This window comes from Paenibacillus sp. sgz302164 (assembly GCF_056120505.1).
The window spans coordinates 309919-325153 of record NZ_JBVYOL010000002.1 but is presented as its reverse complement, the minus strand read 5'-3'; the positions used below and the strand labels follow the sequence as shown (position 1 = coordinate 325153).

The 15235-nt window shown below is 53.9% G+C and carries 16 protein-coding genes; 5 read left to right on the top strand and 11 right to left on the bottom strand.

Going from position 1 to position 15235, the window contains the following annotated elements; translation table 11 throughout:
- Positions 1–25: 25 nt before the first annotated feature.
- The 3 genes from AC0LWT_RS04905 to AC0LWT_RS04895 all read left to right on the top strand — a co-directional run bounded on the left by AC0LWT_RS04905 (position 26) and on the right by AC0LWT_RS04895 (position 1457).
- Positions 26–178, top strand: a complete 153-nt coding sequence (locus AC0LWT_RS04905; RefSeq protein WP_474680091.1) for a DUF1540 domain-containing protein — start codon at positions 26–28, stop codon at positions 176–178.
- 217 nt (positions 179–395) lie between these two features.
- Positions 396–1235, top strand: a complete 840-nt coding sequence (locus AC0LWT_RS04900; RefSeq protein ID WP_474680090.1) for an SPFH domain-containing protein — start codon at positions 396–398, stop codon at positions 1233–1235.
- Between the two features lie 12 nt (positions 1236–1247).
- Positions 1248–1457 (top strand): type II toxin-antitoxin system antitoxin, encoded by a 210-nt coding sequence (locus AC0LWT_RS04895; RefSeq protein WP_474680089.1) that lies wholly within the window; start codon positions 1248–1250, stop codon positions 1455–1457.
- A 275-nt stretch (positions 1458–1732) separates the two neighbouring features.
- On the opposite strand, the gene AC0LWT_RS04890 is transcribed toward AC0LWT_RS04895, so the two are convergent.
- The gene (locus tag AC0LWT_RS04890) at positions 1733–1846 is read right to left on the bottom strand and encodes a stalk domain-containing protein (RefSeq protein ID WP_474680261.1); all 114 of its coding nucleotides are present in this window, start codon (positions 1844–1846) and stop codon (positions 1733–1735) included.
- A 1024-nt stretch (positions 1847–2870) separates the two neighbouring features.
- Here AC0LWT_RS04890 and AC0LWT_RS04885 point away from each other — a divergent pair.
- Entirely contained in the window at positions 2871–4172 is a 1302-nt protein-coding gene (locus tag AC0LWT_RS04885; RefSeq protein WP_474680088.1) for a DUF2515 family protein, read from the top strand.
- Between the two features lie 3 nt (positions 4173–4175).
- On the opposite strand, the gene AC0LWT_RS04880 is transcribed toward AC0LWT_RS04885, so the two are convergent.
- From AC0LWT_RS04880 to AC0LWT_RS04860, 5 genes are read right to left on the bottom strand one after another with little or no spacing between them, the layout of a single operon-like run.
- Positions 4176–5855, bottom strand: a complete 1680-nt coding sequence (locus tag AC0LWT_RS04880; protein ID WP_474680087.1) for a putative polysaccharide biosynthesis protein — start codon at positions 5853–5855, stop codon at positions 4176–4178.
- Positions 5856–5880: 25 nt separating this feature from the next.
- Positions 5881–6366, bottom strand: a complete 486-nt coding sequence (locus tag AC0LWT_RS04875) for a DUF456 domain-containing protein (protein ID WP_474680086.1) — start codon at positions 6364–6366, stop codon at positions 5881–5883.
- Between the two features lie 13 nt (positions 6367–6379).
- Positions 6380–7117: a Cof-type HAD-IIB family hydrolase gene (locus tag AC0LWT_RS04870; RefSeq protein ID WP_474680085.1), complete on the bottom strand. Its 738-nt coding sequence runs from the start codon at positions 7115–7117 to the stop codon at positions 6380–6382.
- Between the two features lie 13 nt (positions 7118–7130).
- Positions 7131–9005 carry an asparagine synthase (glutamine-hydrolyzing) gene (gene asnB / locus AC0LWT_RS04865; protein ID WP_474680084.1) on the bottom strand — a complete coding sequence of 625 codons (1875 nt, stop codon included), beginning with the start codon at positions 9003–9005 and terminating at the stop codon, positions 7131–7133.
- A gap of 55 nt (positions 9006–9060) precedes the next feature.
- On the bottom strand, positions 9061–9351 hold the full coding sequence (locus tag AC0LWT_RS04860; protein ID WP_474680083.1) for a hypothetical protein: 291 nt from the start codon (positions 9349–9351) through the stop codon (positions 9061–9063).
- Between the two features lie 345 nt (positions 9352–9696).
- Between AC0LWT_RS04860 and AC0LWT_RS04855 the strand changes: the two genes are divergently transcribed.
- Positions 9697–10218 (top strand): hypothetical protein, encoded by a 522-nt coding sequence (locus AC0LWT_RS04855; protein WP_474680082.1) that lies wholly within the window; start codon positions 9697–9699, stop codon positions 10216–10218.
- 141 nt (positions 10219–10359) lie between these two features.
- On the opposite strand, the gene AC0LWT_RS04850 is transcribed toward AC0LWT_RS04855, so the two are convergent.
- The 5 genes from AC0LWT_RS04850 to AC0LWT_RS04830 form a co-directional block, all read right to left on the bottom strand.
- A complete protein-coding gene (locus AC0LWT_RS04850; protein WP_474680081.1) occupies positions 10360–12426 on the bottom strand; it encodes a peptidoglycan D,D-transpeptidase FtsI family protein in 2067 nt (688 codons plus the stop codon).
- Positions 12427–12443: 17 nt separating this feature from the next.
- The gene (locus tag AC0LWT_RS04845) at positions 12444–13166 is read right to left on the bottom strand and encodes an HAD-IA family hydrolase (protein WP_474680080.1); all 723 of its coding nucleotides are present in this window, start codon (positions 13164–13166) and stop codon (positions 12444–12446) included.
- A 137-nt stretch (positions 13167–13303) separates the two neighbouring features.
- Positions 13304–14452 (bottom strand): transglutaminase domain-containing protein, encoded by a 1149-nt coding sequence (locus tag AC0LWT_RS04840; RefSeq protein ID WP_474680079.1) that lies wholly within the window; start codon positions 14450–14452, stop codon positions 13304–13306.
- 22 nt (positions 14453–14474) lie between these two features.
- Positions 14475–14909, bottom strand: a complete 435-nt coding sequence (locus tag AC0LWT_RS04835; protein ID WP_474680078.1) for a hypothetical protein — start codon at positions 14907–14909, stop codon at positions 14475–14477.
- A gap of 58 nt (positions 14910–14967) precedes the next feature.
- The gene (locus tag AC0LWT_RS04830; protein WP_474680077.1) at positions 14968–15123 is read right to left on the bottom strand and encodes a hypothetical protein; all 156 of its coding nucleotides are present in this window, start codon (positions 15121–15123) and stop codon (positions 14968–14970) included.
- Between the last annotated feature and the right edge of the window lie 112 nt (positions 15124–15235).

Below are 15235 nucleotides of genomic sequence, written 5' to 3'. Positions count from 1 at the left end.
TTTTGGCGCGAGGAGGTGAGCGATTATGGCCAAAGACGTTTTGTGCGAAGTAGATTCCTGCCGCTACTGGGCTAACCAGAACAAATGCACCGCATCGTCCATTTACATTGTGAACCACGCTGCAAAAAACGCAGACACTTCCGGAGAAACCGACTGCAAAACTTTTGAAACTAAATAAGATGGAATCCGTCAGAAGGAACCTCGTGGTTCCTTCTTTCTTTTTACTGCGTCGGTAAAATCCGCATTCTATGTCTACCTCATAGTGTAATCAATAATGATAATTATTATCACAATTGCTTAAATTATTTTTTTGGTGTATTTACATTAAAAGTAAAAAGTGATATCATAAGAATATCAAATTAATATAACCATTATCGCGTAAGGAGTTGGAACTCATGAAAGAAGCAAAAGCTTGGTCTGTAAACGGTTTTCTTGGTTTCGTTTTGTCGTTGATTGCTGTTGGTATCGGCATCGTGCTGCTCGTCCTGGGATCGGTCGCTCCCGGCATCATTATTTCCATCCTCGGCTTCCTGTTCAGCACGACGATCACGATCGTTCAGCCGAATGAGGCGTCCGTCATTACTTTTTTCGGCAAATATTCCGGCACGATCCGCAAAAGCGGGCTTTGGCTCATCGTTCCTTTCTCGACAAGAAAGAAAATTTCGCTGCGGGTCCGCAACTTTAACAGTGTGAAGCTGAAAGTCAACGATGTCGAAGGAAATCCGATCGAGATTGCGGCCGTCGTCGTGTTTAAAGTTGTCGACACGTACAAAGCTTTGTTCGAAGTCGACAGTTACGACAAGTTCGTGGAAATTCAAAGCGAAGCCGCTTTGCGCCACGTCGCCAGCAAATATCCGTACGACCGCTATGAAGGCGAGGGCTACTCGCTGCGCGGCAATGCCGACGAAGTCGCAGCCGAACTGAGCCTGGAGCTGCAGGAACGACTCTCCGTCGCAGGCGTCGAAGTGCTGGAAGCCCGTCTTACCCATCTGGCCTACTCGACGGAAATCGCCAGCGCCATGCTTCAGCGCCAGCAGGCTTCCGCCATTCTCTCCGCACGGCAAAAAATCGTGGAAGGCGCAGTAGGCATGGTTCAAATGGCGATCAGCCAGTTGGAAGCCGAAGGATTGCATCTCGACGAAGAGAAAAAAGCGGCGATGATCAACAATTTGCTCGTGGCGATCGTATCCGACCGCTCGGCGAGCCCGGTCATCAATACCGGTACGCTGTACTAACGGTACAGAGCTATGGCTCCAAAAAAGAATTTCCCGCTCCGGCTCGATCCAAAATTGTACGAAGCATTGGAGCGATGGGCTACAGATGAATTCCGCAGCGTGAACGGCCATATCGAATACGTGCTGCGCGACGCGCTCCATCGCGCGGGCCGCCTGCCGAAGCCGGGAGCTGTTCCCGATACGGCGGCTCCAGCTTCGCGCCCATCCGACGACACCGAGTAGCGTACCTGCGCTGTCCGGAAACAACACGAATAAACCTCCAAAACCACTGCATGCGGCCAGCCGCCGTCATGCAGCGCCCCACCGCTCGCCGTGAGAGCCGTGTGCGTTACGCTTGCGAGAACCGCGGGTCGCGAGAACCGTGTGCGTTACGCTTGCGAGAACCGCGGGTCGCGAGAACCGTGCGGGTTGCGTTAGCGTGATTGCGAGCGGTGCGCTTAAAAGTGGGGATGGAGGTTTATTTTGCGTTTAGAGAGACTGGTAAATTCGAAATAAATCTATTCTTTTTTCGCAAACGTTGCGGTCCTTGTGCTTCCATCCCAGTCAACTTTAACACCCAGTATTTCTGCAAGTTGTCTGACAGGCAAGAATGTCAGATCGTTTTTAATCATTGGATACTGCACAGGTTGCGCCCCTGAAGTGGGAGGACAAAGCGGCTTGGCGGAAAAAACCTGCAAAAGTGCAGGTTTTTTCCGTAAAAATGGTTCATTTTGACGAAAAGCCTGCGATTGTGCAGGAATTTTCGATTACAGATGGTCTGAGCCCCATGTTCGCGGCGAAAAGCCTGCACAATTGCAGGAATTTTACCGTGGCCCGCGTATCAATTGAGCAAAAACTGTACTTTTGCAGGTTTTTTGAGTACAACCAGGCAGATGGTGCAATTGGGCTATGGCGCGGGGGCTTCTGGGTAGGCAGATGGTGCCATCGGCTCTGACGTAGGGGTTCTGGGTAGGCAGATGATGCCATCGGCTCTGACGTGGGGGTTCTGGGCAGGCAGATGGTGCCATCGGCTCTGACGTGGGGGTTCTGGGTAGGCAGATGATGCCATCGGCTCTGACGTGGGGGTTCTGGGCAGGCAGATGGTGCCATCGGCTCTGGCGCGGGGGCTTCTGGGCAGGCAGATGGTGCCATCGGCTCTGACGTGGGGCTTCTGGGTAGGCAGATGATGCCATCGGCTCTGGCATTGGGGGGGGGTACTGGGCAGGGATTTCTCCCGCAGCCGTGCTGATGTACTCTCTCCTAGTGAGTGAGTTTCTCGGCAGTACGACTTTAACAGGTTTTCTCCCCTTAACCAAGTTGCTGTGCTGCCTCCCAGCGTCCGGGTTATGCTCTTGCAGGTTTTCCTGAGCGCTGCCGGCAGTTTATTTAATTACCGCTAACGTGGTTTACCCGTATTCGGGAGCGCGCTGCACGGATGCCACTTTTTCGCCACTCCGCAAACGAAACAGTGTGCCGCGCAGAACTTGCGGTCGCGGGGTGCCGCCAAATGCTCCCCTGACCCCCGCGTATAAGCGGGATTTTCGCCGGCTCCGCCGGAAATTTATTTCCGCTTTCAACATAGCCTTTAAAGAATGAGCGCACAATAATTTGTGGCCTCATCTATGCAGCTCAGGCTCAAGGAACGGAGGGATGACTGTGGCGAATTCCGCCGATAAGCGAAGCGGAGGCATGGGCGGGTTTGTAGCAAAAGCGGTGCGGCTCCCCAGGCTGCTGCTGCAAATGTTCAAAAACAAAGCATCCACACTGATGTACTCGATGAAAGCCGCGGAAACGGCGGCCGGGCGGATGCCCCTTTCTCCCGAGACGATCCGGCGCCTGGAGCACAGCTTGAAGCTCCGGCTTCGGCTGCAGCAGGACGGCGCCGCTCTCCCTCCTCTTGCTTCGCAAGAAAAGCTTTTGGTCAGCAGCCTGAAAGAGCTTGTTCAGCGAAAAAACCGCAACAATGTAACGCGCACGCAAGCGTACTGGGCGGTTTATCAGGAGCACCCCGAGCTGCATTGGGCGCTGCTCGCCCATATGGTATCGCGCAACGGCGGGTGGTGCATGACGGATTTGCGAGGCGAGCTGCTCCCGCGTTTGCTGTCACAAGCCCACATCGAACACACCTTCGCTTTCCTCGAACGGGCGAACGCGCTTATTTTCCGCGATGCGTACCCACAGCTGCTGCTGTATGCCGAGAGCAAAAAGCGGGGGCACAGCTTGTTTCATTTACTGCCTCATTTCGGCGTATCCGCGTTTATGGAGGCTGTCTGGAACGATTACTGGAGGCACAAGGAGCCCATCCCCCTGACGATCGCCCTGATCATAAACGAGCAAAATTACATCGAACAGCGAATCGTCCGGAATCGTCACTACAAGCAGACTGTGCTGGACACGCCCGCTTTTAAAACGCAAGCCTGGCTGCAGTTGAATCAGGTGTTCTTCCCTTACCTGGCCCCGCTTGGCGCCAAATCGCCTGTGCATCTTCACCCCCGCCTGGCCGGTCTGACTCTGGAAAATTTCGGCAACTTAAACGAACGCATCGAATTCGGAAAAAGCTTGTATGCGATCCTGTACGGCATCCCCGTCGTCCATCAAGGCGTGCTGAAATTTGCCGCGGAGACTCCTCATACCGCCTCCCGGTCGGACTATTGGCCCCAGCTTTTCACAAGCGTCAAAAAAGCCCCTCCTGCCGGAAAATACGAGGAGAGGCTGAGCGGCCTTCATTTGAAAAAGGGGGCCGATCCCTTTTATAGTCCGGCGCTGCCCCGGGCATGGCCCGACCGGCTGCTTGCGCCCGTCGAACCGGGGGACTGGTTCGACGATTACCGCAAGCCGGTCATGCACATGCGGCCGATTCCCGTGCCCTTCGAGTTCGAGATGACAGCCGAAGCCTGCTTCGGCTTGAACAAAATCGAACTCGCCGTCGCAGCGGAGCAAGCGCTGCCGGAGCTGTAAAGCTTAGGCGCGGCCGAGCAGGCGTCCGGCTTTGCCGATGAGCTTTTGCAGCGGCGCGGGAAAGCTTTTGACGTCGTCTTTCGTCACGACGCGGGTCGCCAGCAGCATGAGCGGGTACAACGCTATCGTCACCGCGCACACAATGACGGAATTGACGGCGGCATTCATGCGGTACCAGGCGAACAACTGGACATAGTGATGGGTCAGCCATTCTATGCCAAGACCGCAGACCGCGATTACGGCGATTGTCAGCGCAAGGCCGGCGGTTCGTCTGCCGAGCACGGTGAAGGCCACTTCCTTGCGAATGGCGCGAATGTTGAGCCAGCTCATGGCGATAAAACAAAGCCCGGTGGACGCCGTAATTCCGTATATCCCCCATAACGGCGCCAGCAGCAAGCTCCCCGCCAGCTTCACCGCTACGCCGATTACGACATGAACGATAAGCGGCTTCATCCGGCCCATCCCCATGAGGACGGCTCCCGAGGTTTGCATGATGACCTGAAACATCGCGCTTAACGTCAACAGCGAAATCATATGCGGGCCATGGGCGATCCCGTAGGCCGAATCTTCATAGCCGAACAGCATCAGATCCAGCGGTCTGGCGGCAATGCTGATCATCAGTACGGCAGGCAGCCCTGACAAAATAGCCAGCTGAAGCACGCGCGACGTCTGGCTGCTGACCTGCGTCAAGTCTTTCCGGGAGTAAGCCGCCGAAATAATCGGCACAACCGACTGGCTGAGCGCGACGGCCAAAATGATCGGAATACCCGCCAGCGATTGGGCCCGTCCGCCCATAATGCCGACAAGTCCGAGCGCTTCCTGCGCGCCGATCTTGCCTTCCAGCAGCGGAATAATCATCGAGGTATCGATGTTGTATACGAGCGGAACCGTCATCGAGAACAAAACGATCGGAATCGACAGCCGCAGCAGATTCCGGTAAATTTCCCGGTACCGCGGCAGCTCAGGCACAGGCCCCCCAGCCTCTACAGCAGCCGCTGCGGTTTGGCGGGGCGCCGCTTCTGCGGCTGCTGCATCCCGGCGCCTCAGCTTCAGCGCAAAATACAGCATAACCGCAAGCGCTGCGGCACCGCCGACAACGCCGCCGAAGGAGGCTCCGGCTACAGCCCAGCCCAGGCCGGCTTGCAGCAGGAAATAGGCCAGAGCAATCGAGGTCACGAGCCGGAATACCTGCTCGACGACCTGGGAAATGCCGTTCGGCATCATATTTTGCCGGCCCTGAAAATAGCCCCGCATGATGGCGATCAGCGGGAACATGAGCAGCGCGGGCGCGATAGCCCGCGTCGCCAAAGTCGCGTTCTCGCCGCCGCGGGAGATCGTTTCCGCGTAAATCGGCGCGAATGCGTAAAGCAGAGCCGTCATGACAACCCCCGCAACCAGCGCGAACCAGATGGCGGCTTTATAAATGCGCGCGGCCTCGGCCTGCCTGCCGAGCGCGTTTTTTTCCGATATCATTTTGCTTAATGCGCTTGGAATTCCCGCGGTCGCAATGACAAGCAAGGTCGAATACAGGCTGAATGCGATGGAATAGCTTCCATTGCCCGCATCTCCCAGCAAATGGACCAGCGGAATACGCTGAAAAACGCCGAGAAACCGCGCTACAAGCGCGGCCACGGTGAGAATGAGCGTCCCTTTTACGAGCGAGTCTTTTGTTTCCTTCGTCAACGTCCGTTCCTTCTCTCCCAATCGTTTAGTTGTGAAAAATCCAGATGAGGAAAACAACGATCATAGCCAGCTGCAGCACGATCTTGACCACGCTGCTGGCGAAAAAGCCGACCACCGAGCCGACTCCGGCGCCGAGCGCTTTTTGCCACCCGGTCCCGATGATCATTTCCCCGATGACGGCGCCGATAAACGGGCCGAGGATGATGCCGAATGCCGGAATGACAAAAGGGCCGACAATCAGGCCGACGGTGCTTCCGATTATCGAGGCCCTTGAGCCTCCGAATTTTTTGACGCCCATCGCGCTGACCGCATAATCCGCCACCATGATGACCGCAACGATCAACGTTTGAATGAGCCAGAACGAAACGCCGAACGGTTCAAAACCGATCATCAAACCGTAGACGAAAAAAGCGCCGTAGATCGCCAGCACGCCGGGCAGCACCGGATAGACCGCACCGGCCATGCCCACGGCAAACAGCAGTATAACCAATATCCAGCCTGTCACAACCATGCTTGACGATCTCCTATTTCAGGATATATTCATGAATTATTTTGGCAACCCCGTGCTCTTCGTTCGTTGCTGTGGTTATATCGGCAATCCGCTTGACGCCTTCCTGCGCATTGCCCATCGCTACCCCCAAGCCGCTGGCGGTGAGCATGGCAATGTCGTTCTCGCTGTCGCCCATCGCGATCACTTCCGACATCCCAATGCCGAGCAAGCCGCATACCGCTTCAACCCCGCTCGCCTTGTTCACACCAAGCGGATTCAGCTCGATGTTGCACGGATGGGAATTCGTAACCTCAAGCTGCCCCCAGCTCTCCACTATCCGGCGAACCTGCCGCAATGCCGCCTCGTCTTCGGTGTAATAACCGAATTTCAGCCATTGATGGCTTGCAAGGTCTTCCGCCCAGTTGTCACGGTTATAGATACCGTCGACGGCGTACGCCCACCACCAGGTATCGTGCTGTACCGCAATTTCGTGCAGACTGCGCACGAGATCTACGGAGAGCAGCTTCCTGCTGTGCAGTTTGCCCGGCGCTTCCCATACCTCGCTGCCGTTGACCGTAACCATCGGCGTCTTGAGACCGAGTTCCGTCACATAAGGCATCGCGCTCTGCACGCCGCGGCCGGTCGAGAAAATGACCGTCACGCCCGCTTCAAGAGCTGCGGCGATCGCTTTTTTGTTCTCCGCGCTTATCTCTTTGTCTTCCGTAAGCAGCGTTCCGTCCATGTCGAGCGCCAGCAATTTGTAGTTTCCCATATGCGCCTCCCGTTTAATAAGCTGCTGCCGTCTTTTTCGGCAATTCTTCCAAATAGGTCACGTGCCACAAGGCGAAAATATAAATCGTCCATATGCGGCGCGCATAGTCGCCCTGGCCGCTGCGGTGCTTTTGCAGCATGCGCTCTACGGTGTCGATATTGATGTAATCTTCGATGCCGCTGGCTTTGATTTGTTCGAGCAGCATGTCCCCCATCGGGCCGTTCATCCAATCGCGCAGCGGCACAGGGAAGCCCAGCTTCGGACGATTCAGAATGAAATCCGGAATGATGCCTTCCATCGCTTTGCGGAAAATGTATTTGGTCGTTCCGTTCGCAATTCGGTATTTCGCCGGAATGCGGCGCGCCACCTCGAACAGCTCCTTGTCCAAGAACGGAACGCGCAGCTCCAGGGAATGGGCCATCGTCATTTTGTCGGCTTTCATCAAAATGTCGCCGGGCATCCACAAGTTCATATCGATATACTGCATCCGGCTGACCGGATCGAGATGCTTCGTTTTGCCGTAGTAGTCGGCGGCGATTTGCAGCGGATTTTTGTACGCCCGCAGCATCTCGCTGTCCAGGCGGAGCACTTCGGCTTTCATGTCCTCGGTAAAAATTTTCGCGTTGCCGATAAAACGCTCTTCCAGCGGCGTCGTGCCGCGCAGCAAATAGTTGCGGCCGGACATGCCGCTTGGCAGCATGCGGGCGAAGCGGTGCAGCATCCGCTTCACCGACAGCGGCAGCCGCTCGATCGGGCTCAGCGACAGAGGCTCGCGGTAGATGCGGTAGCCGCCGAACAATTCGTCCGCGCCTTCGCCGGACAGCACGACCGTCACATGCTCTCTGGCCAGCTGTGCGACGTGGTACAGCGCGATGGCCGAAGGATCCGCGACAGGCTCGTCCTGATGCCAGATCGCCTTCGGCAGCGTGCTGAAGAAATCGTCGCGCGTAATGATTTTATCGTAATGCTCCGTTCCGAGGGCGGCAGCGGTTTGCGCCGCGATCGGCGTTTCGTTGTTCGGCCCTTCGAAGCCTACCGAGAACGTGCGGATCGGCTCGATGTTCCGCATATGGGTAGCGATCGCGGTGGAATCGATGCCGCTGGACAAAAAGCACCCGCGTTCCACATCGCTGACCATATGATGAGCGACCGAGTCCTTGAGCGTCTCGCGAATTTGCTCGACATATTCGTCGAACGGGCGGTCTTCCGGTTCGAACATCGGGTCCCAATATTTATGTATCGACATTTCACCGTCGAAGCCGACTTTGACATAATGCCCCGGAGGCAGCTTCTGAATGCCGTGAAACATCGTGTTAGGCTCAGGAACATATTGAAAAGTCAAATAATTCAGCAGGCTGTCCGTGTGAATCAGCCGGTTCATGCCTTCCGCAGCCAGCAAGCTCTTTATTTCCGAACCGAATAAAAACTGGCGGTCGTTGTAATGATAGTAAAACGGCTTAATGCCGAAATGATCGCGCGCGCCGAACAGCTGCTTCTTCTTTTTGTCCCAGATCGCAAATCCGAACATGCCGCGCATATGCTTGACGCATTCCTCGCCATATTCTTCGTAAAGATGAACGATAACCTCGGTATCGCTGTGCGTGCGGAACTGATGTCCGCGCCCGATCAGCATGCCGCGCAGCTCTTTATAATTGTAAATTTCCCCGTTAAAAATAATCCAGACCGATTCGTCCTCGTTCGTCAGAGGCTGATGCCCCTCCTGGATATCGATAATCGACAGTCTGCGAAAGCCGAGTCCTATCCGATTATCCGTCCAAAATCCGGAGTCATTCGGCCCGCGGTGCACGATGACATCCGTCATTTGCTCCAGCATGGGAACGGACGGTTCTCTATCTTCAAAATAAACTACGCCGGTAATACCGCACATGGTGAAACTCACTCCTCCACACTTGCATTCAAAAATCAGTCGGACTATCGATACATTAGTATACCATAACTGCCGTCCATACTGGAAATGAAGATGGAGGAACCCGGCTCGATCCCGGCAATTCGGATCTTATAAAAATATGAACGTAATGATCAGCCGTTTGAGAGATGAAGACCAGCGGACTTTTTTCACCGCGACTCACCGCCTTTTCCATTGTGCATAAATGTTTGCTCAAGGCAACTTTTTGGTAAAAGCTTCCTCGTGCTTTTATCATATGTCCGGGCAGGCGGAATGTGCCAAGAACTTTGGCGGAAAAGCCGGCCTTGTCGGCAAAATAGCGTAACACCGCGCGTGCAGCTCCCAGCCCGCGCGGTGTTGCGTTGTACGCCGGCGGTCGGGGCGATACTTGCCGATTCTGAAACTCGCAAAAGTCAGGGAGGCGCTGCCGCTTCTCCCCAACGCGCCCCTCCCATACAGGTTGTGGCGCTGCTCGGCGAGGGGGTAAGGAGCGGCTGGACAGGGAGAAAACCTGCAAAAGTGCAGTTTTTTTCCTTGAAATTGCTTCATTTCAATGAAAAGCCTGCAATTGTGCAGGAATTTTCGACCAAAATGAACCCGAGCCCTTTCGTGCGGCAAAAAACCTGCACAATTGCAGGAATTTGTCGCTGCAGGCGAATGAACGAGCAAAAAGATGCACTTTTGCAGGCTTTTTGCGCGGGGCAAGGCAATTTACGCTATCGGCTCAGGCGTGTGGATTTCTTGTCACTTTGACTATTGCAGGCTTTTTGCGCGCGGCGCGGCAATTTACTCTATCGGCTCGGGCGTGTGGATTTCTTGTCACTTTGTCTATTTCAGGCTTTCTGCTCGCGGCACGGCAATTTACTCTATCGGCTCAGGCGGATGGATTTCTTGTCACTTTGACTATTTCAGGCTTTTTGCGCGCGGCGCGGCAATTTACTCTATCGGCTCGGGCGTGTGGATTTCTTGTCACTTTGTCTATTTCAGGCTTTCTGCTCGCGGCGCGGCAATTTACTCTATCGGCTCGGGCGTATGGATTTCTTATCACTTTGACTATTTCAGGCTTTCTGCGCACGGCAAGACAATTTACGCTATCCGCTCAGGCGTATGGATTTCTTGTCACTTTGACTATTTCAGGCTTTCTGCACACGGCATGGCAGTTTACGCTATCGGCTCGGGCGGATGGATTTCTTGATGGCCCCGCGGTCGAATTTTTCGATAGTCTAGAACATGCATCTTCTGCCTTTTGCTGCTCCGGCCAGCCGTCCTCCAACGTGGCCCCCTAAATACAAGAAAAGAAGCGCGCCGAAGCACGCTTCTTGATTCATTGCCATCCTTACCACGGTCTCTTGCCGCCGCCGAGCTTCGTCAAAATCCCGTCATTTGCCGCATCGTATGCGGAGAATATTTTCGCCGCGATCGGGGAGGCGCCGTAGCGTCCGAAACCGCCCTCGGGCACGACGACAGCTACGGCCAGCTTCGGATTCTCGACAGGTGCGAAGGCGATGAACACCGCATTTTCGACAGTGCCTCCGGATACGACTTGAGTGGACGTCCCCGTCTTGCGCGCCACGTTGAAAGGCAGGTCATCGATGCCTTCGGCACCGCTCTTCATACCATGGACGATTGTATTCCAATCGCTGCTGGAGAACATCGTCGACGAATCGTCCAGCACTTCCGGCTCGATTTTTTTCACCAGCTGCCCTTCATAGCTTCTGATCTCATCCACAAAAAGCGGCTTCATCCGCTTTCCGCGGTTAGCCAGTGTCGCTGCGTATTGCGCAAGCTGCAGCGTAGTCGTCTTCTCGTTCTGTCCCCAGGAAGCATAGACCATGGCCGATTGGTAGCTGTCTTTTTTGGCATTTTTGGCAAAGTCGTTCGATCCGGGAATTTCTCCGGGAAGTCCGCTTCCCGTTTTAACGCCGATGCCGAATTTCGCCAAATACTCCGCCCATTTATCGGTCACCGCCTGAGTTTCTCCGCCGTATTTTTTGTAGAACGGAATACCGATCATTGCCGACATGTAAGTGTTGGACGAATGTTCAATAGCGGAAGATGCAGTCAGTGGCCCGTATGCCGCCTTATCGGAGTTGGTAATCGTACTTGCGCTGCCTGTTTTGCCGAAACTGAAGGAACCGGTGTCGTAATAAGTGTCGCCTGCATTAAACAGCTTCTCTTTCAAACCGATTAGCACGGATAGAGGCTTGATCGTAGAGCCCATAAACACGATGGACGACGGATGCTTCGCATTTTCCTTTTCGGTCGGATATTTGGTCTTTGCGGTCGTAATCGAGCCGTTGGATATATAGGTGCCGATTTCGTCGTAGTCGTTCTGAGAAATCCCGCCGGTCCACACGTTCGCGTTATAGTCGGGATAGTTGGCCATTGTGACTACGCGTCCCGTATCGACTTCCATCGCTACCGCAAAGCCCGACGCGGCGTTCGTCCCCCACTTCAAATAAGGATTGCCCGCATTGGAAGGACTCTGCAAAGATTTGATATGATCCTCAAGCTCTTTTTCCGTTGTCTTCTGTACATCCTTGTTGATCGTCAAATACAGGTTGTTCCCTTTGACCGGTGCGGTTACGGTCGCTCTTCCGATAATTCGCATGACTGCGTCAACCGGATAAACTTTGCTGCCGTTCGTCCCCCGCAGCTCATCCTGATACATCCGCTCGATCCCGTCAAACCCTACGTTCTCGGCATCCAAGTATTCGGACTTTTCCGGGTTGTCCTTATACATATCTCTCGCCGTCTGCGTGGAGTACGACTTTAAGTACCCGATCAACTGCGTGGCGATCGTCGTTTTCCCGTCGTCATCCATTTCATACGTGCGGATGCTTTCCTCGTTCACTTCCAGCCATTTGTACTCGTCCCGGTGCTCCAGCAAATACGCGATTTCCGCCTGGGACAAGTCGGCTTTGATTCTGCGCGGGACCTGAAAATAACTCGGCGGCTTCGTATCCTTTTTGTTGATGTCGTAGCCCAAATCCATAGAAAGGATGATGTCCGCAGCCGTCAGCTTTTTGGCGTCCGGCTTGCCGTATTTGTCGAAAACGTCCTTCAGCTTGTTGGCGAGCGAAATCAAGTCATCCTTGTTCTGCTGCCCCGGCTCGATGCGGAAAAACAGCGACTGGATCGGAATCGTATAGGCCAGCGGCGATTTGTTGGAATCGTAAATATTGCCGCGGATCGGGGCAATTTTCGTTTTCGTGTTCGTGTTCGTATTTTCGGCCGCTTTCAGCTCCTTGTACTGCACGAACTGCAAAATCGCCAGCCGCACGATCAGGATGGAAAACAGCACAAATGTCAAAAAGAAAAAGATGTTGATGCGTAAGGAAAAGTGCCGCTTCTTGGTGATCTCGCTTTTTTTCGGGTCATCCATCGCTGCCGATGACTTCATTGCTTTTCAATCCTTTCTCACACACTGACATGTTCTTCGAACAGTTGAAGCAAAGAGCGGATGCCTTCTCCCGTGTGGTAGTCGTAGCGAAGTATTTTTACGGCATCGATACCCGCCTGGCCCGGCGCCCAAATATCGTTGGTCTCATGATCTCCGATATAGAGAACGTCCCGGGGATCGATATTCGCCAGCTTCAGGGCCAAATGAAAAATCGCCGGGTCCGGCTTCTCCAGACCGACCTCCGTGGATACGATCACGGGCTCGAAAAAATGCAAAATGCCCTTGCTTGCCAAAATCGCTTTAAGCGTAGGAGCAAAATTGCTGACGATCCCAAGCCGGAAACCCATATCCCGCAAACGTTCCAGACACGGAATGACGTCGTCGAACAGCTCATAGTACTCCGGCGCCGTATAAATATCGTAGAGTTCGTGGCAGCAAGCATGTATTTCGTCAGCCGTCCAGGTTGCATGCGCGTCCAGCTTGTGAAGCACGTATTTATACAGGTCCACCCAAAATGCGCGGTCGGATTCCGGGGTGCAGGCTTCAAAAGAATCCGTCTTCTTCCCGTAATAAAATAGACGAAAAGCTTCCGCGAATAGTTCACCGATGTGCGCTTCATCCCTGTCCAGGGAACGATCCGCCAAATACTGCTTCAAGATGGCTTGAGCTGCGGGAATCATCAGCAGGGTGTCGCCTGCATCGAAATATATCATTTTATACTGCCGAATGGGTTGTCGCATTGGATCTCCTTCATGATGCTGCTCATAATCATATTAACAATTCCGCTATTAAGTGTACCACAATTGCTTAGGAGGAAAAAAGAAGCCGCGCCCTTTGAGTGGAAAGGCTGGCTTCCGGCGAATCCGCTATATTTTTGCTATGCCTCTTTAATGTGCGTTTGATCGAAATTCGGCGGGTTGAACCAGTTGCCTCCGCTTGCAACCCAAGTCGAATCGAGCGGCACCCAGCGCTCCGATTCCTTCAAGTAAACTTCGTTCCAGGCATGAGGCCCGTAGCTGCCCCTGCCGTCGTAGCCGAGACCGGTCACGACCTTCACATCGAGCCCGACGGACCGCGCCATCAGCGCATACAACCTGGAATAATCGATGCATACGCCCTTGCGGGTGCTAAACGTATCTTCCGGCGTCTGCTCCTTCCAGATGCGCTGATCCTCATACAGCCTCACCTTGTCCCAATCGTACTGCACCCGAGTTCCGACCCATTTGTACAGGAGCCGCGCCTTCTCCTCGTCCGATTTGCCGGGGGCCGTCACTTCCTTGGCCGCTTCGGCTATGTTGTCCGGTATATTGGCGTCCAGCACCTCGTATCTGCGCTGCAAAATGTTCGAGAACTCATTTTCGACCGCCCTGGTAAATACAGGAACCTTGTCGGCAATAAAGTCGCCCGTGAAAGGCGAGATGACTTCTTGTGCGCCCTTTTGATACATCTGCGACGATTGAATGTACGACGTGAGCGGCGAATGCGGGAACAAGGTTGCAAAAATAAACAGCGCCGCGATCAGCATCAGCGCCCTGGCGAATCCCGCAACGGCGCCTATAGCCCCGCCGGCCAAAGAACTGAGCAGCGATCTCCGACCCGCGCCGTAAGGATGACGTCCGGCCAGCCAATAGCGGGCAACCGGCTCGAACAAAAGATACAAAATGTGCTTCACGATCATATAGCCGAGCAAAAACAGCACGCCGAACCGGAGCAGCGGAAAATCGCGGATGCTCGTTACCGCCGTATAGTAAATCTGCTGCCACATCGTGATCTCCCCGGCGGGCAGCCGCAAATTTTGCGACTTGAGCCAGGTTTGAATAAGCGGGGAAACGAGCTGCACGCTCTTCCACGCCAAAAACATGCTGATGATAACCGTGAGCCCTTCGACGACCATGTAGACGAGATGCTTGGCCGAACCGGAGCCGCCGCGGAAAAAGCCCTGTATGACAGCGGCCGCAAACGTTAAAACAATGGCGATCGATATGAGATTAATTGTTGTCCATTTTGCGAGCATCATATCCGCCATAAGATTTCCCTCCTATTTTAAGCTAAGGCTTGGCATTTTTTTGCGCCTGCTCCACAAATGCGTTGATCGCCGCATTCGCGTTCATCGTAAACGTTGTTCCCATAAAGGTAACTTTCACTTCTTCCGAGCCCGCTTTTCCCTCGACCTTCAAGCTTTTGGTCGTGATCAAAAAGGAGCCGTCCGGATTCGCCTTGAACTGCGCGTCCTTGGCTTCGGAGGCCAATGCGCTTACGGCTTTGTCTTTCACCTCGTCGCCCACCTGGCTGACAACGCTTGCTCCTATGCTTTGCAGCTTATCCTTATAATTGGCTCCATATACGACCAGAGCCCCGACAATGACGATAACAAGTATCCATTTCATGATCGTTTTAACGATTCCAATAACGATAAAAAGAACAATGATCGCCGCAATGAGCAAATACCAGCGGTCCTGCGCGAAAGAAATCCATTGATCCAAGCGAAAATCCCTCCATTATTAAAAAAAGTACCTTTCCTAATCATACTACAGCGCATCGTTATTGTTCATCTCTTTTTTTCCTTAATTCCGCTAGCTTTTTCTGGATTTCGCCGCTCTTGTCGGTGTAATTTCTTGAGGAGCGGATGGACCGCCTCAACCGAAACAGGAGATACACGGCCGCGGCCGCCAGCAGCAGGATTACCATAGAGTCCATGCGGAAGCTCCTTTCTTTGGAAATGTGTCATTTATGCAGAAAGGTCATATCCTGCGGACAAGTCGCGTACATCTTAGAGACAAGACTCCTGAGTCAACATATCAAAAATGGG

Bases quoted from the DNA above. Each gene is read 5' to 3' on its own strand.
- AC0LWT_RS04905 (WP_474680091.1), top strand. From the start codon at position 26: ATGGCCAAAGACGTTTTGTGCGAAGTAGATTCCTGCCGCTACTGGGCT.
- AC0LWT_RS04900 (WP_474680090.1), top strand. From the start codon at position 396: ATGAAAGAAGCAAAAGCTTGGTCTGTAAACGGTTTTCTTGGTTTCGTT.
- AC0LWT_RS04895 (WP_474680089.1), top strand. From the start codon at position 1,248: ATGGCTCCAAAAAAGAATTTCCCGCTCCGGCTCGATCCAAAATTGTAC.
- AC0LWT_RS04890 (WP_474680261.1), bottom strand. From the start codon at position 1,846: ATGATTAAAAACGATCTGACATTCTTGCCTGTCAGACAACTTGCAGAA.
- AC0LWT_RS04875 (WP_474680086.1), bottom strand. From the start codon at position 6,366: ATGGTTGTGACAGGCTGGATATTGGTTATACTGCTGTTTGCCGTGGGC.
- AC0LWT_RS04870 (WP_474680085.1), bottom strand. From the start codon at position 7,117: ATGGGAAACTACAAATTGCTGGCGCTCGACATGGACGGAACGCTGCTT.
- asnB (WP_474680084.1), bottom strand. From the start codon at position 9,005: ATGTGCGGTATTACCGGCGTAGTTTATTTTGAAGATAGAGAACCGTCC.
- AC0LWT_RS04855 (WP_474680082.1), top strand. From the start codon at position 9,697: ATGCACTTTTGCAGGCTTTTTGCGCGGGGCAAGGCAATTTACGCTATC.
- AC0LWT_RS04850 (WP_474680081.1), bottom strand. From the start codon at position 12,426: ATGAAGTCATCGGCAGCGATGGATGACCCGAAAAAAAGCGAGATCACC.
- AC0LWT_RS04845 (WP_474680080.1), bottom strand. From the start codon at position 13,166: ATGCGACAACCCATTCGGCAGTATAAAATGATATATTTCGATGCAGGC.
- AC0LWT_RS04840 (WP_474680079.1), bottom strand. From the start codon at position 14,452: ATGGCGGATATGATGCTCGCAAAATGGACAACAATTAATCTCATATCG.
- AC0LWT_RS04830 (WP_474680077.1), bottom strand. From the start codon at position 15,123: ATGGACTCTATGGTAATCCTGCTGCTGGCGGCCGCGGCCGTGTATCTC.